This is a genomic window from Chitinophagales bacterium (assembly GCA_041392475.1).
Taxonomy (GTDB): Bacteria; Bacteroidota; Bacteroidia; order Chitinophagales; family UBA2359; genus JAUHXA01.
This window is the reverse complement of the sequence record JAWKLZ010000002.1, coordinates 314,538-339,394: the sequence shown is the minus strand read 5'-3', so window position 1 is coordinate 339,394 and position 24,857 is coordinate 314,538. Positions and strand designations below refer to the sequence as shown.

Here is a 24,857-nt window from a genome sequence, read left to right as displayed (position 1 = left end):
CTTCACAGGATAGCTCGCTAAATACCTTGAGGTTATATAGATTTAGCGAGCTATCAAAATATTCAGCCATTAACAATTTCTTCCACTGCATCCTTTGCAGACTGTGCAATGGTATGGACAGCAACCCAATCTTCGCCATCGGTGTAGGCTCCACCTGCAAAGTAAATTTTATCCGCTACGGACTTACCGAGTTCCCTTACAGTTCTCCAATCTGCATGAGAAGTCATATAGCCACCTTTAATGAAAGGTTCGTTGTTCCAATTTTGGGTAATGTGTTTCTGGTAATTGGGCGTTGCTTGATTTGAATACATGTCGTCCAATTCACTGAGCATAAAATCCCTCAATGCATCTCCAGAAAGAATCATATAATCCAACGCAGGTTTGCCAACGGCAAACAGACCTAATATATGTTTGGAGGTATTTTGACCATAAGCAGCATCATAATACAGTTTTTCTCCATCACTTGCAGGGCTTATTTCAACGTCAATTTGGGTATCATAAAATTTTTCAGAAAATTCAATAAATGCCTTGAATCCTGCCCAAATAAGAGGTTCTGCTATCGCATCTAATTTATCTTGCGGCAATGTTGGTTGAAAACCAATGTCTCCATCTTGTAGAATTTTAAGTGGTACGGAGACAATTACCTTATCCGCTATATACTGTCCGTTTTGTGTATGAACGACTGCTTGTTCGCCTGAGTAATCAATGGATTGAACAATGGTATTGTAGCTTATGCGGTCTGCAATAAAAGGAACGATGTATTCGTCAAAAAAATTGAACCAAGAGGAATTGACAAATTTGATATCCGAATCATCGAGCCCGCTAACAGTCAATTCCCCATCCTCCCAAAGTGCATTCGTGTCTGTTTCACTATTGTAGTTAACCGTATTCACATTGACCTGAATAGCCGAATCGTTCACCATTTTTTGAAAGATACTGGTATCTGTATGCAGCCACTCTGCCCCCAAGGGTATGGGAAAATCAGCAAAGTCTGTATTGATTTTCATTCTCCCCCCATAGTCTGGCGACGCTTCCAATATTTCAAATTCTATTCCCTGTTGTTTGAGCAAATAGCCCGAAGACAGCCCTCCTGCCCCCGCACCAATAATGAGTACCTTTCCCGAAAAGTTAGGCGCATCTATATCCTCTTTCTCGCAGGAACTCAACGAAGCTTGAAATGGAATACTCACTCCAAGAATTCCACAAATTTTGATGAAATTTTTTCTTGTCATCTTGTTTAAATTACTCATAAAGGCAGCTGCTCGTGAAAAGAGGCTTCTCTCCAATTCATCAAAAATAACAAATTCCTCTATCAACAAGGTTCTTTTAAAAATCCTTACCCACAATCACCTTCTTAATAGTATGAAACCCATTGCTGGAAATTCGGATAAAGTAAACACCCGCATAAACCGTTTGAACATCAAAATAGGCAATCGTTCTACCTTTGCTGATTTTGGTAGAACTTACTACTTTTCCTGCAATGTCCAGCAAATCCACCTGCAAATCATCTTCCACCAAGCCGCCCAACTGAACGGCAATCAAGTCGGATGAAGGGTTTGGAAAAGCATTGATTTCTAAAGCATTGAAGGGAGTTTCGGAAATACCCGTGCCTGTGTCGGTATAAACAGTTGTGGCTTCGGTGACAGAAGTAACCTTTCTATTGGCATATACACCATAGAAAGTAGGTCCTACAACATACGGATAGGCGGAATTCCAATCTTCATCAACCGTTGCGAAATACGCATACGTTCCTTCTGGATATTCAGGTGTCACACAAAAACGCCCATTGTGTTCGTCCAAATAGTCTTCATCTGGATGGACAATGTATTCGTAATCTTCTCTAAAATAACCTAAAGGATAGGTCGCACTGATAACAGGTCCATCATCCACATCCTCCCCATTTGCAGCGTGGGTGCGTTCGGTGATGTTTCGCTTGTGGTAGCTCGATTTGATTCGCTCAATACCGCCCGAACCGTCAGCATTTTTGTAGCCATACGCTCCATAAATCGGAAAACCATCATAGGCAAATCCAATCAAGGGAGAATGTTTAGCAGCGTCAATGACATACAAACCTTCGGCATCGTAGAGAAAGCAAGCAAATCTGTTTTTTCGTTGGAAGTGAGGGCAATAGGTTTTTTCAGCACTTCTGCAATGGTTGGGCTATGCTGCAATTCTTTGGTGTAGTGGTTGAGAACTTGGTGGAGTTTTCGGAATCTGCCATCGTGCATGTAGGGGTGGGTGAAGCTCAAGTTTCGCAAAGAGGGGATTTTGAACTGTAAACTGTCTGCACTTTGTTGGCTGATTTCCCAACGCCCAAAATCGTTGAGTGTGGTGTCGACTTCAAGCCCATTGTTGGCGAAATCGTAGCTGGAAAATAGGGGTTCTGTGTGACAACTATTGCAGTGGATTTGAAAGAGTTGGTAGCCGTTTTGCTCTTGTTCGGTAAATTCGGTTGTGCCGTTTTTTACTTGGTCGTATTTGGAGTTGGAAGATACCAAAGTTAGTTGAAATTGAGACAAGGCTTTCAAAAGGTGTTCTCCTGTAAGGGTGCTGTCTTTGAAGGCTTTGAAGAATAGAGGTGGATAGAGTGGCTTGTTTTGCAGCTTCCCAACGACTGCTTCAATGCTTTCTCCCATTTCTTTTTCGTGACTAATTGGGGCTAAGGCTTGCATGTCCAAATGGTTGATTGCGCCATCCCACATAAAAGTTTTTTGCCACGCTAAATTGAACAAAGCGGGGGCATTGCGGGTGCCGATTTCACCATTGATGCCGTGGCTCAAATCGTGGTCGGTGTGGGCAAAGGCGTTGTAGGGTGAATGGCAGGAAGCGCAGGAAATGGTGCTGTCTTTGGAGAGAATGGGGTCGTAGAATAGGATTCTGCCCAGTTCGATTTTTGCTGGGGTAAGTAGATTTTTGGTAAAATCATATTGGGGCTTTGGGAAATGGGATGGATATTGCAGCTCTTCAAAATGGAGGGTGGAGAATGAGATGCAAAGAACGGCGATGAAGATGGGGAGAATGTTTTGAGGTTCATTTTGAAATAATAAAAATAGATGCAATCCATTTTGCCATTTCTACGGCTTCTTGGCTGGGCTGCATGATTTGGTAATGTTTGGCTAAGTTGACTTGGGTTAAGAGTTGGTCAATGGCTATATTTACTTCAATGTTGTCAGCATCAGGAATTTCTAAGTCTATGTTTTGCAGTGCATTGAAGGGTTGTTGGTAGCCGCCAATATGGAATTGAAAACGGTTTTTCGGGCTGGGCAAACTTTGCTGATGCCTTCCAATTTGAAGTTGATATAACCGCTTTGCCATGTCCAATACATGCCATTCGTGGGGTCTAAGTCGCCGCCAAAAGCTCCTGAAACGTTGGTGAGGCTGTCTATTCCGAGTTGGAATTGGAGCTTGTTGAAAAGTTTTTTTGAAAGGGAATCGGTAGTGAAAGTCTGCTTGAGAGATTCGGTTTTTTCTGCATCTATTAGCCAATGTTTTTTCGCCATTGCAGCAACGATTTCCTCGTTTTGCAGCCATTGAAGGTCTGAAACATAGAACCTCAAAGTCTCCAATTCTACGCTGTCTTTTATGGAAGGGAGGTAATATTTTTTACCCATTTCCAAAGTTTCGCCATTGAAGGTCAGCATAAACTGTAGGGTGTGTTCTTGTGGTTGCGCCTGCAATTGAAGTAAACAAATAAATAGGATGATTGGAAAAAAATGCCGTTTCATATTGATAGTTTGGGGTATTATTTTTGAATTTGTAATTGTTCTTTAGACTTCATTTTTTTATCAATCCTTCGGTGACGAGGTCGTTTTAATTCAATATCCTTGTTCGTAGTTTTTTTTCAAAAAATGTACATTATTTTTTCCAAAAACCTTCGGAGGTTTCATCAATGGTAGCTGAATGGACAAATCAATCGTTCTGTTCTATTTTTTAACATTTTTAATTTTTAATCTCATGAACAATCAACCTTTTTTTGCTAAGTTTCTGGAAAACCAATTGGAAGAACAAGAAAACAACCACATCAAAGGTGGAGTCAAAGCCATGCAAACTATGAAATTTCCATCTGATGGTGATGAATGACCGTTGTCGGTTATTGGCTAATTGAATTGTTATTTCAATTATCTTTTGAACCCCGATACAAAATATTTTGTATCGGGGTTATTCCCCTAAAACCTAAACTATATGTCTTGTCAGATGAAACCAACTGTCTTACTCATCACCCATAGTGGTGATTTCTATACCATTGACAATGTTCAAAGATTGGCGTAAGACAGGTGTAAGTGAAACTCAATGGCAATCTTATAAATTACCCAAATCTATTGAAGCACTGCTCCACCAAATGATGCAACGCCACCAATTGTTGTATGGAGCGATAGACATGATTCGCACACTTTTGGGCGAGTATGTTTTTTTGGAGGTCAATCCCTGTGGAGAATGGGGAATGATTGAACACGAATTAGGCGAACCTATTGCCGCCGCTTTATCCAATACTTTAATCAAACGATTATCATGAAAAAAATACTCATTATAACTTATTCGCAAGACAATGAATCTATTGAAATGGTTACCAATGCCATTCGTCAAAAAGGAGGCGAGGTCATTCGCTTCAATACAGACCTTTATCCAACCGATGTGGAATTGACCACTCAATACATCAATGGACAACAACAATTGTTCTATCGAGATGAACACAATACCCTTTACAATCTATCAGAAGTGACGGCTGTTTGGTATAGAAGGGCGCGGTATGGAGAAAAATTGAAGGAGCAACTCGATGAAAAATTTCTTGCTCCTTCTATTGAAGAAACCCGTCGCACTTTCAGAGGTTTTTTGGCGAGTTTGGACTGTTTTGTTTTGGACAATATTCCTACTATCCGCTATGCAGAGATAAAAGAACTGCAATTGAAAATAGCTGAAAAAGTAGGGCTTCAAATTCCGAAAACGCTGTTTACCAATAGTCCGAAAGCGGTCAAGGATTTATACCATCAATGCCCCAATGGGTTGATTACCAAAATGCAAGCTTCTTTTGCGATTTATGAAGATGGTATAGAAAATGTGGTTTTCACGAATGAAATTTCCGAAGCAGACTTGGAAAAGATGGATAGCCTTCGTTATTGCCCAATGACTTTTCAGGAAAAAATCACCAAAAAAGTCGAGCTTAGGGTCACCGTCGTTGGCAATCAAGTATTCTGTGCTTCGATTGACTCTCAAGCCTCTGAAAAATCTCAAATGGATTGGCGAAAAGATGGTGAAGGATTGCTTGCTTCTTGGAAAAACTACGATTTACCACTGATTGTCAAGGAAAAACTACTTCAATTGATGGCGCATTTCCAATTGACTTATGGTGCAATTGATGTAATTGTCACTCCCGATGAGGAATATGTATTTTTAGAGGTGAACCCTGCTGGAGAGTTCTTTTGGCTGGAAATGTTGCCTCCAAACTTTCCCATATCAGAAGCAATTGCAGATGTTTTGTTGGGTTAAATCATATTGGAGAATTCACTTCAATAGATTTCCTTCAATGTGATTTTTCGCCCAGTGAATTCTATTTCATCGCCCACACTTTTGCCCAAAAGCCTCACTGCAATGGGGGCATCTTGTGATATACAATAATATATAGTATTGTCTATCAACACTTTGCCGATTCCAATGGCGATGTAATATTTTGCTTGATTGGTGATGACCAAACTCCCTTTTTGGACAGTCGTTGAAGTGATGCTGCCATCTATCGAAGCCAAAACGCTCTTAGTCTGCAATGCACTCGCAAACTGGGCTTTGGTGTTTTCTGCCTCCAATTGCATCATCACCCTGCCTGTTTCGTGTTTATCACCCACGCTACTTTTGGTTTCGTTGCGAATAGATTCTTTGATGGACTCCAATCGGTTGCTAATGTGGCTGATTCGCTCGGTAATGTGCGTTTCACAGGCTTGGTAAAGTTTTTCTTTGATGGATTGAGGACTGTTCATTATCAAGATTTCAGATTTGTTTCTACAATTGCATAAAAATCATCCCATTGCAACGTTTCTACTCCTTTGTGGTTGGACAAAACATTCATCGCCATTGCCTTTCCCAATACTTCAACTGGAATTCCTCGGTATTTCCTCAATCCTCCCATCAAAACAGGTTTCAATAAAGGCCATGTTTTCAGCATTGCACCTTGCATGAAACCGTATCTATTGGTGGGAGTCAAAATCATGGAAGGTTCGAAAACGCTGAATCGTTCAAATTGAAGGGCTTTGATTTCATTGACCAATTCGCCTTTTGAGCGAAGGTAAAAAGAAGACGAATTGGCATCAATACCTACGGAAGCCAAGAGTTCAAAGTGGCGAATTCCCGCCTTTTTACAAGCGACTGCAAAATCCAAAACGGCTTGTTTGTCAATCTTCAAAAAATCTTCTTTGCTCATTTTGGAAGGTTGCCCTACGCCCAATGTACAGATGGCTACTTGGTGATTCTGCAATAGATTGGAATAGGTTTTGGGATTGAAAATGTCGACTTTGTGCTGGTGAACGTATTTGGCGGTAATGTTGGGAATAGGTCTTCGCCCCAATAAGGTGAGTATTTCTACTTGTTTCATTTCCAAGAGGGTTTTCACTACTTGGCTACCTACTGCGCCTGTTGCACCAAGCATAAGGATGTTGAATGAATTCATTTTAAGCTGTATTGAATGTTATTGAAGAGAAAAATTATTGCAGCTAATTTACTAGCTATTTTTTAAGGTTTTCGTATCACCCTTCAATAGAAAACCCCAGTCCAGCCTTCTCCTCCAACCGCTTCAAAAGCGCATCTCCCATGGCCACAGAAGGAGTCAACATACCTCCAACATTCGGCAACATATCTTTCGCCAAGCAAATAGCACTTTCCGCCATCATTTTGGAAGTTGAGCCATAACCAGGATCCATGTCGCCTGTCACTTTGCCATTCAAGGTCGAACTATCTTCCAAAGTAGCAATGAATTTGAGGTTGTAAAACCCTGCCTCTCTTGCTTTTTTGTCAGGGCCTTCACCAGGTTTTGGCAGCACAGCATCTACTCCTTTTTTAATCAATGAGCCAGGTTTTGCCAACATCATCACGCCCATACTGAGAGCAGTTAGGGTGCCTTTGATTCTTCCACCAATGCCATCGCCACTCATGACCGCCTCATCATACAAAAAATCTTTGCCATAAGCATAGTCCATCAAGGCATTGCTTCGGCGAACTACCTTGGTGTTGATACCTGCCATAATGAAAGGGTAAATCCAACTTTTAACGGTTTTGTCGTATTTGACGGTTTGAAGGTCTTTCTTGTCGAGACCGCTTTGTTCTCCTTCAGGATTGAGTCCGTAGGGATTGGTGAGAATCTTGTAAATGCTTTTGTCTTTTTGGGCTTCTGCCATCACATTGCCGAGGCTTGCATAGGTGCCTCCACTTATTTCCCCTTTGAAGGCTCTGACCCGCATTTTGATTTGTTTGGCGGGCTTTCCTGTGCGTTTTTTGGCTTCTTTCTGCATGAAGTAAACACCCATATCAGAAGGAATCGAGTCAAAACCGCAAGTATGCACAATCTTAGTTCCGTTGGCTTTGGCGGCTTCATGGTGTTGGTCAATCATGCGACGCATCCACTGAACTTCACCCGCCAAATCACAATAATCGGTTTGATTCTCCACACAAGCTGCCACCAATTTGGAACCATATTTGGCATAAGGCCCGACGGTTGTGCAAATCACCTTGGCCCGTTGTGCCATCTTTTGCAGGCTTGCTTCGTCTTGACTGTCTGCAATAACCAAAGGCACACTTTGATCCGCTACTTCGGCTCTCACCTCCTCCAACTTCGCTGGATTTCTTCCTGCCATTGCCCATTTGAGGGAATCAGTTCTACCGTAGTTTTTGAAAAGGTATTCGGCTACCAATCTTCCTGTGAATCCAGATGCTCCCCATACGATGATGTCAAATTCTCTTGAGTGGCTCATTGTGTTTTGTTTTGATAGTTCGAAAAATGAAAGTCCGAAACTACTGTTTTTTTGTAGGAACTTTTAATTTTTCAGGTATTTCGCAGTGGATAAAGTTTATTCTACTGTTGAAGGTTGCCATGTTTCCTTTGACCTTTATAAAAGAATTTACTTCAACGATATACTACTCAATAATTTATTCACGAATTAAATACAAGGGAATAAAGATTGTAATTTATTTCTTCTTTGTCACGAAGCAGTTTTTAAAGAATAAAATCAAAATATCGAGCAACCTTTTACTGCAAAAATACACCACTAAGAGTACAGTATGCAGTCTTTGAAGAAAAGTAAAATTATCATAAAAAATAAAATAAATCGAATTATGCAGGTGTTCCGTTTTCTCTTTCCGGTTATTATTTTTCTCACAATTATCAGCTGCCAAAATCAAGATTCAGTTTTCGAAGAACCAACTGTAAATGAGACCGTTGATCTTACTCATTTACCTTTTGGTGGTCCTAATATTTTGATAAGAAATCAAGGAGAACCACAGCCAGATTTTTTATCCTTATGGCTTTGCGGACTTCCTGCAGACGGAGCTGGAAACTCTGATTCCAGCGATTGGACCAATTCTGATGGTACTTGGGACTATACAAAAAAACCGATGGTTGAAGGAGAAGTGACTTGGCTCAGTGAATTTAATGTTTCGTTAGATGGCAATGGCAATCGTATTATCACTGGAAATGCCTTACCTAATCATTCTACTGGGGTTTTTCCTATTGACCCAGCGAGCATCGCTTATCAATACGATAGGAACCCAAATATAATTGAAGCTCATGATGTGTTATACGTTTTACCAGCTATACCTGAAGTTGCTACTACACCAAGTTGTGTTCCATTCGGTCCATCAGGTATTTCGCTTAGCGGTAGTGCAATCTACCATGGAGCATCAACCCTTGGGAATGATGCTGCAGCGCATGAAATCTTGGATAAATTTGGCGGGCATACGGATGGCACAGAAAGGTACCATTATCATTTTCCAGCTAAAGATCTTCAAGATCATATTCACCCACATGAATCTGGCCACTCAGAATTAATGGGTTATATGTTGGATGGCTTCGGAATTTATGGTCCATATGGTGAAGATGGTGAAATTCTCTGGTCTGAAGATTTAGATGAATGTCATGGTCATACTCATATAGTATTGTGGGATGGCGAAATGATAAATATGTATCATTACCACTGGACTTATGATTTTCCATATAATATTGGATGTTTCAAGGGGATGCCTAACTAACTAATTACAAAGACTTCTATATCAACTAAAGCCTCTTACGTTTTTATTCTTGTATTGAAGGCAGCGAAAGTTTTTTAAACACAAAAGCTCAAAAGTAGGTTTGAGGTAGTTTTTTGAACTACAAAAGGCACAAAGATTTTTCCTTTATGCCTTTTGTAGTTGAATTGGCTTATGACTCGATTTTTGACAAAGCAAAAAACTGTGCCATGAGATTTTCAACAAAACAGCTAAAGGATTCCCCCACTATACCGAAGGTTAGTGGAGGGAGGAATTTAGCTACGTCATTATTGACCTTGTGATTGGATGTATTTTTTAATAACCTCTATTGATGCTCCACCTGTTGATAGGATACAGTAGGCTCTTGTCCATAAAGTAGGCTTCCAGTAAAATTTTTCTAAATATGCCTTATTGTTTTTTCTTAAAAGCCTACTACTAACGGTCTTTATGTTGTTTACAAATTTACTTAATTGCATGGCTGGATGCGCTGAAAATAATAGATGAACGTGGTCTTGTTCTCCATTAAATTCTATTAGTTCACATTCCCATTTTGTGCAAAGATTAGAAAAGATAGATTCTGCTTCTAAAAGCATCTTTTCGTTAAAACATTTTTTCCTATATTTTGTGACCAACACTAAATGATACGTTAGTTCATAAACACAATGGTAATGTGATTTCATTTGCTAAAATATTTGTAACACTGAATAATTTTATGTAAATTTACAACATCTTATGCTAATCACCAAAACATACAAATACCGAATTTATCCTACCCAAAAACAAGAAAGTAGGATGACTAACCACATGAATATGAGTCGGTATGTTTGGAATTGGCATTTAGGCGGAATCATGAAGCAGTACAAGGATAGTAAAACCTTTCCTTCGATGATTGAACAACAGAACCTACTGCCTAAACTAAAGGAAGAAAAGCCGTGGTTTAAGAATGTTTATTCCATGGTGCTGCAAGACGCCAATAGAAGACTACACAAAGCACTCATTACATTTTTTAAATCCAAGAAAGAGGGAAACACCGATACAGGATTTCCTAAATACAAGAAAAAAGGACAGTGGAATAGCTTGAACTATACCGATTACGGCAGAAATATGCCAAGTTACTTTTCTACCATGAATCGCAAAATCGGTAAAGAAAAAGCGAATAACCATATCCCTGTTCCAAAAATAGGCTTTGTCAAAATAAAACGGCACCGAGAACTCCCCAAAGGAGCAGTCGTGAAAACCATGTCCATCATCAAGGATGGATGCAAGTGGTTTACCTGTTTCACCTTTCAGTTTGAAAAAGCTGTTAAAGAAGTGCCTAAACAGGACTTGCTAACACATTCAGTAGGAATAGACATGGGTTTGAATGATTTTGTTTATACCAGTGGCGGTTTATCAGAACCACTACCCAAGTTTTACCGAAAACGAGAAAAGCATTTGGCTAAGGTGCAGCGCAAGTTATCCAAGGCTAAGAAACGAAGCGCAAGATATTACAAACTACTTAAAGCGGTTCAGAAAGCGCATTACCGTGTCAAAATGCAACGGCAAGAGTTTCATCATCAAGTAGCGAATTGGTTGTTAAAACACTATGATTTGATAGCTATTGAAGATTTGGCTATTAAAAACATGATTCGCAAAGCCAAGCCTAAGCAAGACGAAGAAGGTAATTTTACTCGCAACGGCAGAAAAGCGAAATCGGGACTTAGTAAATCTATTGCAAATGCAGGTTGGTACTCCTTTCGTGTAATCTTGGAAAATAAGGCTAAGGAACTTGGAAAGGTAGTCGTAGCTATTGCGCCACAGTACACAAGTCAGAAGTGTAGTGGTTGTGGCGCAACAGTAAAGAAAGCCTTATCAGTTAGAACACATAGCTGCAATGAGTGTGGTTTTACGGCAAACCGTGACCACAATGCAGCCATAAACATATTGACTCTCGGACTGGAGAGTTTAGGGCTATATGCCTATGATGCCCCCACTATACCGTTAGGTTAGTGGTGGGAGCAGTCACTGTTCATTGCATTCTATTTGACCTCCATATTGGTGGTGTATAGTAGCGAAAACTGGCTATCAGTAGGTTGTCCATCAGCAGTATAGGTCTTGACATATACATCCGTTCCCTTCACTCCCCCATTGGCTCCCCATCTCTCAATAGAGGCGTAGGCTTTGTTGTTACCATAAGCGACTGCAATAGCATTGGAAGCATTGGCATTTTTGATGCCTGGTAGTGTGACTTTGTAGCTACCTGCTCCCAAACGGGTAACCATATTCTCATCTGTGCTGACATTGTTCATTTGGTAGCTTTTATCAGCTGCATATTGAGTAGTTTTAGTAGCAGCATTTCCCCATACATACGCAGCTTGATTGGTCCAATCGCCATTGTAGCTCAATACAAAACGGGTGTCGGCAGGCTCTCCATTGAAGTCGTAGGTGTGAACTGTTGCGACTGTTTTATTGCCACTTACAAGCCAACTGACTACCTGAATACGTCGTGCAGCTGTTCCGTAAGGTGTTGCAATGACATTGCCGCCAGCTCCTTCTGCACCTCTTTCCATTTGGATACCTTCAAAAGTAACTTGATACACCCCTGTACCTGTTTTTTTCATGCTTATCGCTCCTTTGCCATTGTATAGGTACTTATGGTTTGGACTTCCTTCATTTGAGGCCCATAGATAAGCTGAGTTTGCAGTAGGGCGGGTTTCTTTGTAGAACATGGCAGAAAAACGTCCATCCGTAGGAGCACCTTTGGCATCAAAAACACGGATGAATATCTGCAAATTATCGCCAGATGCCGCCCATCTTTCGACTTGTGCAGAGTGATTACCGCTGTATGCAGTCACATGACATGCTCCATCATAGTGTTTTGCCATATTGGGAATCGTCAATTTGTATTGCCCCTGCCCAATGCGTTCGCCCGTAATAGCTCCTCCAACGGAATTGTATTGATAGGATGTGCTGGGTGTAAAAGAGGGTTTGGTTGGTTGGTCGTACCATACAAATGCTTTGATGTTTTCGGTTGCAATTGCTTTAGTAGTACCACCACCTTGAATAGGTGTACCTGTATCTATGGTAGGTTTGGTCGGTACAGGTTTTGCTTCTGTTTTGGTAGGTGTAGGAGTTCCTTCTTTTACAAATTTCCACAACTGCCCCGAAACGTTTTGGCACTTGTCCATAAAAGCAGACCCACCACGATACTCAGAGCTTGCTTGATTTCCTTCAAGGCATTCTCCTTCGCCACGGAACATGGATTTTAAACGGTACCAACCATTGCCAGCATCTTCAATTTTCCATAACTGCCCCGATACGTTTTGGACTTTATCCATAAAGGCAGGGTTTGTTCCATTATTACTTTCCAAACATTCTCCTTCGCCGCGGAATTGAGTCTTCAAACGATAGTAGCCATTGCCAGCATCTTCGATTTTCCACAATTGACCAGATACGTTTTGGCAATCGTCCATAAAGGCTGCTCCACCATGTACTTTAGATCCAGCTTGATTCCCTTCGAGGCATTTACCCTCTCCTTGGAACTGAGTCTTTAGGCGATACCAACCATCGAAGGCTTGCGTTTGAGCATAGGCTTCAAAAGAAAAAAACAATACGAGAATAGATAAAATGAGGTTTTTCATCTGAAATAAGGTTTAATGTTAAAAGATCTGCCTACTCTGTTTAGAGGATTTTCGGCTAACTCCCGAATCCATTTTGTGAATTCGCTTTGGTTAGACGATTTGAGGTTTTCGGATTGTAAGGTTTGGAGAAAATTTTTTTTGTTTTTTTTGAAAAAAAAAGTTTTTTCAGAAAATGGGTATCTTCGTTTTATAATTCTCTATGCCCAACTCCACTTTTTTTTTAAAACATGGAAAGAAATAGACCTACACAATGTCCAAACAAACTGACCTTAACCTTGCTGAACAGTTTTTCGAGGAAGCACAAACCTTGAGCAAGCAAGCCAAATACGAAGAATCTATAAAACTCTTGAAGCAAGCGATTGTAATCTATGAAAAATGGGAGTTATGGGAAAAATGGGTTGAAGTTGGGAATAAAATAGGGCTTGTTTATAGAGATATAGGAGAATATGAACAAGGAATAGCTTTCTTACAAAACATTTTAAAGGTAGCAGAACAATATTTTGGAAAAGACTCCTATATCACTGCGTCAAGCATTCACAATATTGGGATACATTATCAATACCTCGGTGACAATAAAACGGCTTTAAAATATTATCAAAAAGCACTTGCCCTACGCAAGAAAAAATACGGTGATGAAAAAAATCCTATTCTTGCATTTAGCTATAACAATATTGGTATATGCTATTTACTCCAAACGGATTATGATTTAGGTATCTTTTATTTTCAGGAGGCATTAAAAATTAGAAGGGAAAGCCATGGAAATGAAGATTTTTTTACTGCTGGTATTTTAGATAATTTAGGGAGCATTTATTCCCAGAAAGGTATGTATGATACAGCTATTCGTTACAGCGAAGAAGCACTTGTAATTAATAAAAAAATTTATGCCGCAGACCATCCTGCAATAGCTTTTTCTTTACATATACTTGGAATAGCCTATTGGAGAAAGAAAGACTATCTTAAAGCCATTATCTATCTTAAGGAAGCATTAAAAAATAGAAGAAAATTTTTAGGAAATAATCACTCTGATGTGGCAAAAAGCTTGGAGGGAATAGGCATTTGTTACCACAACACCAAAGATTTTGATTTGGGGGTTCAATATTTGCAGCAAGCTATAGACATCAAAATCATTCATTATGGAAAACAATCTTCAGAATTAGCTACTCTTTATTTGAATATTGGCAATTGTCATGAAGGGAAAAAAGACTATGAGCAAGCATTAAACTATTTTCAAAAAGGGCTGATAGTATTGAATACAGATTTTCAAGATGCAAACATCTATCAAAACCCTAAAGATTTTAAATATGTCAATCCAGGTACCTTGAGCATACTCTATTCAGAAAAAAGCAATATTTTGCTGAAATTATACCAAGAACAAGGCCAAAACCCTAAAGATTTACAGGCAGCTTTGGCTACCGCAATAACTGCCTGTGATTTTATTGCCGATTTACGCAAACAATATAAAACAGAAGGGGCTAAACACACTTTAGCCGAAGAGGCTTCATATAATTATAATATAGCAATAGAGGTTGCTATGGAAACGTATGTTTTATATCAATCATCGCCTACCATTCCTCAATATTCAGTATTTACCAATATTCCTTCGAATGCTAAAGATGTTAAAAACTTGACTTTCGATTTTTCTGAGCAATGCAAAGCTACCTTGCTACTTTCTAACTTGAAAGACAATGAAGCCAAAGCAGCAGCCAAGATTCCTGCTGACCTTTTGGAGAAAGAGAAAGCACTCCAAAAAAGACTTAACGATTTGAATAATGACATTGCCCAACAAGAGGCAAAAGGCGACGAAAAAGACGAAACTATACTTTCACAACTTCAAAGCGAGTATTTCCACCAAAAACAAAACTACGACCAACTCATTGCACAGTTTGAAACCGATTATCCCAAATACCACCAATTGAAATACGATGTTTCAACAGCTTCCATTCAAGACCTTCAAAGTTTACTTGAGACAAAAAAGCAAACCGCTCTTATTTCTTACCACATCGCTGACAAGCAAATATACATTTTCGCCATCGCCTCGAATGATTACCAAATCGCTACGATTCCCAAACCCGAAAACTTCTCTGATAGCATCGAAAAACTACAAAATGCGATTCAGTTGGGGCATATTCAATATTTTGTAGAGTGTGCGACTCAACTTTTTGATTTGCTACTAAAACCTATTTGGGATTTCCTTCAAAAAACCAGTAAACTCATCATCATCCCGCATGGTGAACTGTATTATGTGCCTTTTGATGTCCTGCTCAATCAACATCAAATCACAGATGTCAAAAATTTTGAAAACCTACCATATTTGATTCGAGATTTTGATATCAGTTACCACTATTCTGCTACCATGCTCTTGCACAGCCACCGAAAGCAAGAGCAAACGAGCAAACTAACAGATAGTTTTTTTGGATTAGCTCCCATTCAGTTTGGAGAGACAAATGTCGCCGACAAAAAAGAAGGTTATGTTGTCAAAAGTGGTGGTCAGCAAAAACATCATAGAAGACAAATATTGAAGTCATCGGGTAATGACCAAACAGCATTGCAGGATTTAGAAGAAACTGAGGCAGAAGTAAAAGAGGTGTATCAACTCTTTGAGGAACAAGGCAAAGAAGCGATTGCGCTTTTTTATGACCAAGCCAACAAGAAAAATTTGCAGCAATACATTGGAGGTTACAAGTATGTGTTGATTTCTACGCATGGTTTTTTGCAGGAAACGGACAGGAACACTTTGTCGGGGATTCATCTTGCGCCACAAAAACGGCAGGCAACGGACGGTGAAAAGTTGACAGAATCGGATAGTCAATCAGACAATTACCGTCTCCATACTTCTGAAACCTATCACCTCAATCTCAATGCAGATTTGGTGGTGTTGAGTAGTTGTGAAAGTGGGATTGGAGAATTGAAGACAGGGGAAGGTATGATGGCTTTGAATAGAGGCTTTTTGTATGCTGGAGCCTCCAATATTGTCTATTCGCTTTTCAAAGTACCACAAGACAGTACAAGCCGATTGACTCAAGCTTTGTTTCGGTACATATTGAAGGGAGATAGTTATGCTTCTGCCCTACGCAAGGCGAAATTGGAGTTGATAGCAGATAGTATGATGGAACCGATGGATTGGGCGGGATTTGCTTTGGTGGGAACTTAGTGAAGCTTCAAATTCTTAATAAAAAAAGGCGATGCCCTTTTACAGACATCGCTTTTTTTGTTAAATTATATCTTGTTTATTTTACCTTCTCCAATTTCCACAATTGCCCCGACACGTTTTGGCATTTGTCCATGAATGCGTTTCCATCGTGATACTTAGAGTCTGCTTGGTTTCCTTCTAAACATTCGCCCTCGCCACGGAACATGGTTTTCAAACGATAGTAACCATTGCCTGCATCTTCGATTTTCCACAACTGACCAGATACATTTTGTTGTTTGTCCATGAAGGCATTGCCACCATGATATTTAGAATCTGCTTGATTGCCTTCCAAAGATTCCAACTCGCCACGGAATTGAGTTTTGAGGCGGTAGTAGCCATTACCCGCATCTTCGATTTTCCACAACTGTCCGCTTACGTTTTGGCAGTTGTCCATAAATGCATTGCCGCCATGATATTCAGAAGTAGCTTGGTTGCCTTCGAGGCATTTGCCTTCGCCTTGGAACTGTGTTTTTAAGCGATACCAGCCATCAAAGGCTTGCGTTTGAGCATAGGCTTCAAAAGAAAAAAACAATACGAGAATAGATAAAATGAAGTTTTTCATCTGAAATAAGGTTTAATGTTAAAAGATCTGCCTACTCTGTTTAGAGGATTTTCGGCTAACTCCCGAATCCAGTTTTTGAATTCGCTTTGGTTAGACGTTTGGAGGTTTTCGGATTGTAAGGTTGGAGGAAAATTTTTTTTATTTTTTTGAAAAATCATTTTGTAGAAATTGGGTATATTTGATTTTTATTTATAAATACCTATGAAGGAACTTTATACCATGTCCAAAGAAACTGATATTAGGCTTGCTGAAAAATATTTTGAGGAATCAGAAACTTTGTTTACGCAAGCAAAATATGAGAAGTCGATGAAACTATCGAAGCAAGCAAGTACACTCTACGAAAAATGGGGCGCATGGAAAGACTTGATAGCAGTAGGCAATAACATAGCGAAAATTTACTGTCACATAGGGAAATACGAGCAAGCAGTAACGTATATGGAAGGTGTTCTTAAAATGAGTGAAATACACTTTGGAGAACGTCATCCTATTACACTTAATTGCCTGAACAGCATGGGGCTTTGTCATGACATCTTTCGCAACTCTGAGGAAGCTCTCGTTTTCTTTCAAAAGGCATTGTCTATTTGGAGATCTGATTTTGAGATTCATCCTCAGATGGCTTTAGTGAACAACAACATTGCAGGAATTTATTCTGATCTCGAAGACTTTGACCTAAGTGTTCTTCACTACCAAGAAGCATTGAGGATTCATCAGAAATACCACGGAAATGAAGACGGATTTGTGGCAAGTGTATTGGGGAATTTAGGCATGTGTTTAGGCAGAAAAGGAGATTATAAACTTGGCATTATTCATTGTAAAAAATCATTGGACATCAAAAGAAAAATTTATCCTTCTGAACACCCTACCATAGCATCCGCTCACCACTATCTTGCCCGTACCTACTTAACCAAGGCGGATTATGCAAACGCACTTCCTCATTATCAAGAATCAATAAGAATCAAAAAGAAGATTCTGGGTAGGCAGCATCCTGATGTAGTATTGAGTATAGAAGGAATAGGTATATGCCTGTTTAATACAGGAGAATATGACCAAGCAATTGCTTACTTTCATGAAGTCTTGGAGATAAGTAGGGAGCTTTTTGGTGACCAAAATGCAGAGCTTGCCCGTAGTTTTTTGAATATTGGGAGATGCTACGCATATAAAGAGAATTACGACTTAGCCTTAGAGTACCTTCAACAGGGTTTGATACTGCTTAATCCCAATTTTTCTGACTCCAATTTTTATCAAAACCCAGCTATTTCTAAAACATACAATTACCAAAAATTAAATATTTTTCGATACCTATTTGAGACTAAGGTAGATGTATTTTCAAAAAAATATAGGGAGCAAACCAAAAATCCCAAAGATTTGCAAGCTAGCTTGGAGGCAGCCATAGTGATTGCTGAATTTATTGCCTATCAGCGACAAAGCCACAAAATGGAAGGATCTAAACATGTTTTGATTAAAAATGCTGCCGAACTGTATGACTTTGCCATTGAAAGAGGTGTAGAGATTTCAGAACTGTATGAAACACTGTCCGTTATTCCTCAATACCCAGAGTTTACCCACATCCCTTACACTTCCAAAGAGATTAAATCATTGACCTTTGATTTTTCCGAGCAGTGCAAAGCAGTTTTATTACTCTCTAACCTCAAAGACAATGAAGCCAAAACTATTGCCAACATCCCGAATAAGCTCCTCGAAAGAGAAAAAAATATAGTAAAAAAACTCAGCGACTTGGACAATCGCATGAATATGGAGGAAGCAAAAGGCGATAAAAAAAATGAAGATTTGTTCTCTGCAATCCAAAAGGAATACCTCCAACAAAGGCAAGTTTATGACCAACTTATTGCATGGTTTGAAAAAGAGTATCCTGAATACTATCAATTGAAATACTCCGTTTCAACTGCTACTGTTCAAGACCTGCAATTGTATCTTAGCGCACAAACCACCCCACAAATGAATCTGTGGGCAACAAATGGGAAAAAACGACCCAACAATTCAGCCACTCAGCAATATAGCCGTTCAGCCATTCTTTCCTACCACATTGCCGAAGAACAAATCTACATCTTCGTTATTACCTCCAATGAATACAAAATCGTCAAAGTCTCCAAACCAAAGGATTTTTCAAAAAGCATCGAAAAACTACAAAATGCCATTCAATTAGGGCATATTGAAAACTTTATCCAATGTTCTACACAACTCTTTGAGTCACTGCTTCGGCCTGTCTGGTCTTTCCTCCAATCAGCAAACAAACTCATCATCATCCCGCATGGGGAACTCTACTATTTGCCTTTCGATGTACTACTCAACCAACACCAAATCACAGATTTTGAGAACTTTGAAAAACTATCCTATTTGATTCGGGATTTTGATATTAGCTACCATTATTCCGCTACTTTGCTTTTGCACAGTCACCAAAGACAACAGCAAATGGAAAGTCAAGCAGATAGCTTTTTTGGATTTGCACCCATTCAGTTTGGAGGCGAAAATGATTCAACTTCGCTTCATCCCTCCAAAGAAAGGAATAATTTGAAGAAGCAAGGTTATGTGGTCAAAAGTGATGGAAATCAAAAAGAAAAAAATAGGCGAAGAATATTGAAGTCATCAGGCAGTGTCGATGCCGCATTGGTGGATTTGGAGGAAACAGAGCTGGAGGTAAAAGAGGTTTACGAACTCTTTGAACAACAGGGAAAAGAAGCGATTGCACTGTTTTACGACCAAGCCAATAAGAAAAATTTGCAGCAGTATATTGGAGACTACAAATATGTACTGATTTCCACACATGGTTTCTTGAAGGAGGCAGGTAACAATATACTTTCGGGTATTCATTTGGCCCCAGAGGAGTCAGGAGCGAGGACTCAAGAGTCAGGTACTACAGATGATTATATCTTACATACCTCGGAAACTTATCACCTCAGGCTCAATGCGGATTTGGTGGTGTTGAGTAGTTGTGAAAGTGGGATTGGAGAATTGAAGACAGGGGAAGGTATGATGGCTTTGAATAGAGGCTTTTTGTATGCAGGAGCCTCCAATATTGTCTATTCACTTTTCAAAGTACCACAAGATAGTACGAGCCAATTGACTCAAGCTTTGTTTAGGCACATATTGAAGGGAGAGAGTTATGCTTCTGCTTTGCGAAAGGCAAAATTGGAGTTGATTGAAGATGAGATGATGGAACCGATGGATTGGGCGGGATTTGCTTTGGTGGGGGGATAGTGAAAAAACAAAAATCGCCGCTACCAATAGATAGCGACGACTGTGACAAAAAGTCTAATGATTGCACATTTTCACTTTTGCCGAATCAACTTTTCCAATGAAAATTTTATTTTTCTTGATTCGACAAAGTTTTGGAATGTACTTGATAGTAAGATCTAAAATGTGAGAGTACCTCCTTCTGTTACTGTTTTTGTAAACTCTTTTCCATCTACAGAGTAGGTGATGTTCAACTTCTTTTGTCGTCCTGGTGCAGGATCTGCCAACTTGTAAGGATATATTATTATATGATTTCTTATATTAATGTTCGTTTCACCCTTATCAACCATCTCTTGAAGTATCTTAGCTATCTCATGAGTTTTCTCTAGCCCATAGTTAGCGGATAAAATTTTGATGGCTGGCGCTAGGGGTAGTAGCTTCCATTCTTGATTTTTGTTTCCGTTCATAGCGTGCCATAGGTGGATTTTGCCTCCATTGTTCATCTGGGTGTCTGGATTTGCATCCAATACTCTGCCTCCTGCATTGGGGTGATAAACGGCAAAACGATAGGTGCCATTGGGATTAATAGAGACTTTCCACTGTTGGTTTCCTACTCCTCCGTTGTCTGACCAAAGCTGAATTTTGCCTCCGTCATTTACCATTTCGGCGAAATCTGCATCTAAGTATTTGACTGCTCCTGTATTTTGGTATAAAGATACCATTTGGTAAACATCTGGTCCTTTGTCAGAAGCAATGAATTTCCATTGTTGTTGTGTTCCTCTATGTAAATCCCAGAGATATACTCTAGAGCCAACTCTCCCTGCATTTTGGTCTCCAGCGTCTATCACTCTTCCTCCTGCATTGCTAGCGTTGCTTTGTATGAAGAATACTTTGCCATCGAGATTAGTGGTACTTTTTTCTTTTGGAGGAGTTTTAATTTCTGCGCCATTTACTTTAATATTGATTCCAGACACATTGTTTCCAGTAGCACAGTCATCAAACTGAACAATTACTACTCGATTTTCACCGACTGCAACTTGATTTGCTAAGTTGATGTTTCTAAGATCGTTAGGGTGATTGTATCTCAAATCAGCGTCAGGGTTGAAATGACCATTGGGGCTTTTGGAATTGAAGAAGTAAATCCGTGCGCCGTCATCTGCCCTATCGTAGGAGATGGTGAGTTCACTGACATTGACATTGGAGGGAACATCAATGATGGTTTGAAAATAGGTGAAATCAATTTTTTCTTGACATGGGATGGTAGATGTTTCTGTAAAGAAGACTTTTCCATCACGCATTGGAGCGGCTTGCCATCCTGCATCGTCTTTGGCTGGAATATTTTTGAGCTCGTATGCTCTGGGGTCGCCATGTCCCATTCTATCATAGGCATTTTTATTTGTTCTGACATCAAAATCGATAGCCCCGCCTCCCTTATGTATTTGCCAAGGTGTATGGGTTACTTGTGAGAATAGGTTTCCCGTGGAAAAAAAGATAAGTCCAACTAATAAGAATAAATTTAAGTTTTTCATCGGAAAAAAAAATTAAGTTAATGATTAAACGTTGCCTACTCTGTTAAAGGATTTTCGGCTAATTCCTTTCGTGTTTGGTTGATTCGGTCGGGTTAGACGAAATGAGATGGTTGATTTGTAAAATTGGGGGGCGATTTTTTTTAAAAAATATTTTCGAGTAACTTTGCTACTTGCCTTTCAGTGTGTAAATAACTCTAAACCAATCATGTATTATGTCTAAGCAAAAAGAGCTAAAGCTGGCTAAAAATTACTTTGAAGAAGGGAAAGTGCTTGCCAAAGCACAAAAACTCGAAGAAGCAATGAAGATGTATAGTCAAGCTACTGCAATTTATGAGGAATGGGAGGTATGGGAAGATTGGGTAAAAACCAATGATGAAATTGGCTATATTTATCATCTTTTGGATCAATCTGAAAAAGGAATAAAACATCTGCAAAGAGTCTTCGAAATTGGAAGTCTGCACTTAGGTAAGTTCCATATTCTTTTGTCACAAATCCTATATAGCTTGGGTAGGTGCTATTTTGGTAAAGGAAATTATCATCTTGCCATTCAAGTTTTTCAAGAATCCTTGATGATTTGTAAAAAAAGTAAAAAAGACGAGCAACTGTCTATTGCAAAAATTTTTTACAGCCTGGGCAATTGTTATGCTATGAAAAATGAATTTGAGGCAGCTCTTGCTTACTGTCAAGATGCTTTAACTATTTATAAAAAAAAATTAGGCGATGAACATCCTGATGTAGCGCAGAGTTTAAGCGGCTTGGCTTATATTCATTTAAAAAAAGGAGATTATGAAATCGCTATCGCTCACTATCAAGATATGCTGACTATTTACAAAAAAAAATTGGGCGTTAAACATCCTCGTGTTGCAGTCAGTTTAAATGGTTTGGGCAATTGCTTCAATAGAAAAAAAGACTATAATAAAGCCATTGTCTGCTTTAAAGATGCCTTAACAATCTATAAAAATAGTTTTGGAAAAACACATCCTAAGGTAGCAACTTTTTTGAGTGGTTTGGGTAACTCCTATTTTGGCAAGGGAGATTATGAATCGGCTATTGCTCATTTTCAAGAAGCACTGTTAATCAGTAAGAAAAGTTTTGGACAAGAACATCCTTATACAGCAAATGATTTTAATGGTTTAGGCATTTGCCATGAAGCTATGGGAAACTATGAGTTGGCTATTGCTCATTTTGAAGACGCACTGTCTATTTACCAAAAAAACTTCGGGGAGGAACATCCCTATATAGCAGGAATTTCGGCTGGTTTAGGAAATTGCTATCTAAAAAAAGGAAATTATGAAATGGCTATTGATTATCATCAAAAATCACTTGCTATTTTCAAAAAGAATTTGTGGCAGGAGAAAAATGAAGTAATGAGTCTGAATAACCTGGGAACTTGTTTTATAGATAAAAAAGAATACAAGTTGGCTATTACTTATTTTAAAAATGCCTTAGTTCGACATAAAGAAGACTTGGAAGCAAAACAATATGAAATAGCTCATATATTACGCAACCTAGGAACTTGTTATTTTAGCATAGGAGACTATGAAAGGTCTATTCATACCTTTCAGAAAGCCATAATTGCAGTCGTTTCTTCTTTCAATCAAAAAAATATTTTTGAAAATCCCACCATTCAAAAATACAGCGACGGTTATACCTTTTTAAGTGCTTTTGAAGGAAAAGCAAAAACCCTTTATCACATTTATAAGAATCAAAATCAAGAACTAAAATACCTGCAAGCAGCTCTTTCTACCGCCTCACTTGCTACTGATTTGGTTTCACACATACGCAAAAGTTACAAAGCAGAAGGCTCAAAACATACTTTAGCCGAAACTACTGCCAAAATCTTTCATCAAGCTATTGAAATTGCCTTGACAACTGCCTCTGCTTATCAGCAATTGAATGAAATTCCTCAATATCCTGAATTTACCAATATTCCCTATACCATTGAAGGTGCAAAAAATTTGGCTTTCGATTTTGCCGAACAATCCAAAGCCGTTTTGTTGCTTTCTACACTCAAAGACAGTGAAGCCAAAACTGCTTCTAATATACCAAGCGAATTGCTTGAAAAAGAGGAACAACTCAAAATAGATCTCAACTATTTAGACCAAAGTATTGCTAAACAAAAAGCCCTAGGAGGTAATAAAGACGAAGAGTTGCTGACCAAGTTTCAACGCCAATACTTCAAACAAAAACAACAATACGATGCTCTGATAGAACAATTTGAAGCGGACTATCCCGAATACTATCAATTGAAATACTCCATCTCAACAGCCTCCGTTCAAGACCTCCAATATTATCTTTCCCCACGAATAAATTCGTGGGCTACGAATAGGACAAACTCCCCCTTTGAAGGGGGCAAGGGGGATGTAAACACTAACAGTGAGAACAATACAACAATAAAACAATCCGCTATCCTTTCTTACCACATTGCCGAAGAAACCATCTATATCTTCGCCATTAGCTCCAATGATTATCAAATCACAACGGTCGAAAAACCAACCGACTTTTCCCATCTTGTTGAAAAACTACAAGGCGACATTCAGTTGGGTTCTGTCAATGAATTTATACAATCTTCTACCCAACTCTTTGATGTATTGCTTCAACCTGTTTGGGATTTCCTCCAAGAAAGCTCCAAACTCATTATTATTCCACATGGAGAATTGTATTATGTTCCCTTTGATGTGCTGCTCAATCAACATCAAATAACAGATGCAAAAAATTTCAGTGACCTTCCCTATTTGATTCGAGATTTTGACATCAGCTATCACTATTCGGCTACTTTGTTGCTACACAATCACCAAAGACAGTTGCAAACGAGCGAGCAAATAGATAGTTTTTTTGGTTTGGCTCCTGTTTATTTTAGAGGAAACGAAGGAAGCGAAAAGAAAGAAGGTTATGTGGTTAAAAGTAGTGGAAAACAGGACAGCAGTAGAAGACGAATATTGAAGTCATCCGGGGATGCACAGGAGGCATTGCAGGATTTGGAGGAGACAGAATTGGAGGTGAAAGAAGTTTATCAACTTTTTGAAGAGCAAGGAAAAGAAGCGATTGCGCTTTTTTACGACCAAGCGAATAAGCAAAATTTGCAGGAATACATTGGAGGCTATAAATATGTCTTGATTTCGACGCATGGTTTTTTGCAAGAAGCAGGAAAAAATACGCTTTCTGGGATTCATTTGGCTTCACGGCAGACGGAAGGCGATTATATTTTGCATGCTTCGGAAACTTATCACTTGAATCTCAATGCGGATTTGGTAGTATTGAGTAGTTGTGAGAGTGGTGTTGGAGAATTGAAGGTGGGTGAAGGAATGATGGCATTGAATCGAGGATTTTTGTATGCGGGAGCATCGAATATTGTTTATTCATTGTTCCAAGTTCCTCAGGATAGCACGAGTCAATTGACGCAGGCTTTGTTTCGATACATATTGGAGGGAGAGAATTATGCAGCTGCTTTGCGGAAGGCGAAATTGGGCTTGATTGCAGACGAAATGATGGAACCGATGGATTGGGCGGGCTTTGCTTTGGTTGGGGGATAATAAGTACTACGG

General features: G+C 39.2%; 20 protein-coding genes. 8 read left to right on the top strand and 12 right to left on the bottom strand.

From position 1 onward, the window contains the following. Positions 1 to 62: 62 nt before the first annotated feature. The 5 genes from R3E32_14905 to R3E32_14885 all read right to left on the bottom strand — a co-directional run bounded on the left by R3E32_14905 (position 63) and on the right by R3E32_14885 (position 3,725). On the bottom strand, positions 63 to 1,232 hold the full coding sequence (locus tag R3E32_14905; protein MEZ4886022.1) for an FAD-dependent oxidoreductase: 1,170 nt from the start codon (positions 1,230 to 1,232) through the stop codon (positions 63 to 65). 94 nt (positions 1,233 to 1,326) lie between these two features. Then, complete coding sequence (locus R3E32_14900; GenBank protein MEZ4886021.1) at positions 1,327 to 2,037, bottom strand: YHYH protein; 711 nt, start codon at positions 2,035 to 2,037, stop codon at positions 1,327 to 1,329. Continuing rightward, on the bottom strand, positions 2,034 to 3,059 hold the full coding sequence (locus R3E32_14895; GenBank protein MEZ4886020.1) for a cytochrome-c peroxidase: 1,026 nt from the start codon (positions 3,057 to 3,059) through the stop codon (positions 2,034 to 2,036). The genes R3E32_14900 and R3E32_14895 overlap by 4 nt, the downstream gene beginning before the upstream one ends. Next, the gene (locus R3E32_14890; GenBank protein ID MEZ4886019.1) at positions 3,031 to 3,267 is read right to left on the bottom strand and encodes a hypothetical protein; all 237 of its coding nucleotides are present in this window, start codon (positions 3,265 to 3,267) and stop codon (positions 3,031 to 3,033) included. The genes R3E32_14895 and R3E32_14890 overlap by 29 nt, the downstream gene beginning before the upstream one ends. Further along, positions 3,192 to 3,725, bottom strand: a complete 534-nt coding sequence (locus tag R3E32_14885) for an MbnP family protein (GenBank protein ID MEZ4886018.1) — start codon at positions 3,723 to 3,725, stop codon at positions 3,192 to 3,194. The genes R3E32_14890 and R3E32_14885 overlap by 76 nt, the downstream gene beginning before the upstream one ends. A 229-nt stretch (positions 3,726 to 3,954) precedes the next feature. On the opposite strand from R3E32_14885, the gene R3E32_14880 reads away from it, so the two are divergent. From R3E32_14880 to R3E32_14870, 3 genes are all read left to right on the top strand, one after another. Further along, positions 3,955 to 4,080 (top strand): microviridin/marinostatin family tricyclic proteinase inhibitor, encoded by a 126-nt coding sequence (locus R3E32_14880; protein MEZ4886017.1) that lies wholly within the window; start codon positions 3,955 to 3,957, stop codon positions 4,078 to 4,080. A gap of 169 nt (positions 4,081 to 4,249) precedes the next feature. Then, positions 4,250 to 4,513 carry a hypothetical protein gene (locus tag R3E32_14875; GenBank protein MEZ4886016.1) on the top strand — a complete coding sequence of 88 codons (264 nt, stop codon included), beginning with the start codon at positions 4,250 to 4,252 and terminating at the stop codon, positions 4,511 to 4,513. Further along, the gene (locus R3E32_14870) at positions 4,510 to 5,484 is read left to right on the top strand and encodes an MvdD family ATP-grasp ribosomal peptide maturase (GenBank protein MEZ4886015.1); all 975 of its coding nucleotides are present in this window, start codon (positions 4,510 to 4,512) and stop codon (positions 5,482 to 5,484) included. Before R3E32_14875 ends, R3E32_14870 begins: the two co-directional genes overlap by 4 nt. A gap of 20 nt (positions 5,485 to 5,504) precedes the next feature. On the opposite strand, the gene R3E32_14865 is transcribed toward R3E32_14870, so the two are convergent. The 3 genes from R3E32_14865 to R3E32_14855 all read right to left on the bottom strand — a co-directional run bounded on the left by R3E32_14865 (position 5,505) and on the right by R3E32_14855 (position 7,949). Beyond that, positions 5,505 to 5,966, bottom strand: coding sequence for a hypothetical protein (locus R3E32_14865; GenBank protein MEZ4886014.1), 462 nt, complete (start codon positions 5,964 to 5,966; stop codon positions 5,505 to 5,507). Positions 5,967 to 5,968: 2 nt separating this feature from the next. Beyond that, positions 5,969 to 6,652: an NAD(P)H-binding protein gene (locus R3E32_14860; GenBank protein MEZ4886013.1), complete on the bottom strand. Its 684-nt coding sequence runs from the start codon at positions 6,650 to 6,652 to the stop codon at positions 5,969 to 5,971. Positions 6,653 to 6,728: 76 nt separating this feature from the next. Next, positions 6,729 to 7,949 (bottom strand): saccharopine dehydrogenase NADP-binding domain-containing protein, encoded by a 1,221-nt coding sequence (locus R3E32_14855; GenBank protein ID MEZ4886012.1) that lies wholly within the window; start codon positions 7,947 to 7,949, stop codon positions 6,729 to 6,731. A 307-nt stretch (positions 7,950 to 8,256) separates the two neighbouring features. On the opposite strand from R3E32_14855, the gene R3E32_14850 reads away from it, so the two are divergent. Continuing rightward, positions 8,257 to 9,222: a YHYH protein gene (locus tag R3E32_14850; protein ID MEZ4886011.1), complete on the top strand. Its 966-nt coding sequence runs from the start codon at positions 8,257 to 8,259 to the stop codon at positions 9,220 to 9,222. A 284-nt stretch (positions 9,223 to 9,506) separates the two neighbouring features. Here R3E32_14850 and tnpA read toward each other — a convergent pair whose 3' ends face one another. Beyond that, complete coding sequence (gene tnpA, locus R3E32_14845) at positions 9,507 to 9,899, bottom strand: IS200/IS605 family transposase (GenBank protein MEZ4886010.1); 393 nt, start codon at positions 9,897 to 9,899, stop codon at positions 9,507 to 9,509. A gap of 52 nt (positions 9,900 to 9,951) precedes the next feature. On the opposite strand from tnpA, the gene R3E32_14840 reads away from it, so the two are divergent. After that, positions 9,952 to 11,208, top strand: a complete 1,257-nt coding sequence (locus R3E32_14840; protein MEZ4886009.1) for a transposase — start codon at positions 9,952 to 9,954, stop codon at positions 11,206 to 11,208. Positions 11,209 to 11,237: 29 nt separating this feature from the next. Here R3E32_14840 and R3E32_14835 read toward each other — a convergent pair whose 3' ends face one another. Further along, entirely contained in the window at positions 11,238 to 12,839 is a 1,602-nt protein-coding gene (locus tag R3E32_14835) for an RICIN domain-containing protein (protein ID MEZ4886008.1), read from the bottom strand. 250 nt (positions 12,840 to 13,089) lie between these two features. On the opposite strand from R3E32_14835, the gene R3E32_14830 reads away from it, so the two are divergent. After that, on the top strand, positions 13,090 to 15,990 hold the full coding sequence (locus R3E32_14830; GenBank protein MEZ4886007.1) for a CHAT domain-containing tetratricopeptide repeat protein: 2,901 nt from the start codon (positions 13,090 to 13,092) through the stop codon (positions 15,988 to 15,990). Between the two features lie 76 nt (positions 15,991 to 16,066). Here the strand turns inward: R3E32_14830 and R3E32_14825 are convergent, their stop codons facing one another. Then, positions 16,067 to 16,591, bottom strand: a complete 525-nt coding sequence (locus R3E32_14825; GenBank protein MEZ4886006.1) for an RICIN domain-containing protein — start codon at positions 16,589 to 16,591, stop codon at positions 16,067 to 16,069. Positions 16,592 to 16,810: 219 nt separating this feature from the next. Here R3E32_14825 and R3E32_14820 point away from each other — a divergent pair, with 219 nt between their 5' ends. Beyond that, positions 16,811 to 19,807, top strand: coding sequence for a CHAT domain-containing tetratricopeptide repeat protein (locus R3E32_14820; GenBank protein ID MEZ4886005.1), 2,997 nt, complete (start codon positions 16,811 to 16,813; stop codon positions 19,805 to 19,807). Between the two features lie 155 nt (positions 19,808 to 19,962). Here R3E32_14820 and R3E32_14815 read toward each other — a convergent pair whose 3' ends face one another. Continuing rightward, positions 19,963 to 21,312 (bottom strand): RICIN domain-containing protein, encoded by a 1,350-nt coding sequence (locus R3E32_14815; protein MEZ4886004.1) that lies wholly within the window; start codon positions 21,310 to 21,312, stop codon positions 19,963 to 19,965. 212 nt (positions 21,313 to 21,524) lie between these two features. Here R3E32_14815 and R3E32_14810 point away from each other — a divergent pair, with 212 nt between their 5' ends. Continuing rightward, positions 21,525 to 24,845, top strand: coding sequence for a CHAT domain-containing tetratricopeptide repeat protein (locus R3E32_14810; GenBank protein MEZ4886003.1), 3,321 nt, complete (start codon positions 21,525 to 21,527; stop codon positions 24,843 to 24,845). The last annotated feature ends 12 nt before the right edge of the window (positions 24,846 to 24,857 follow it).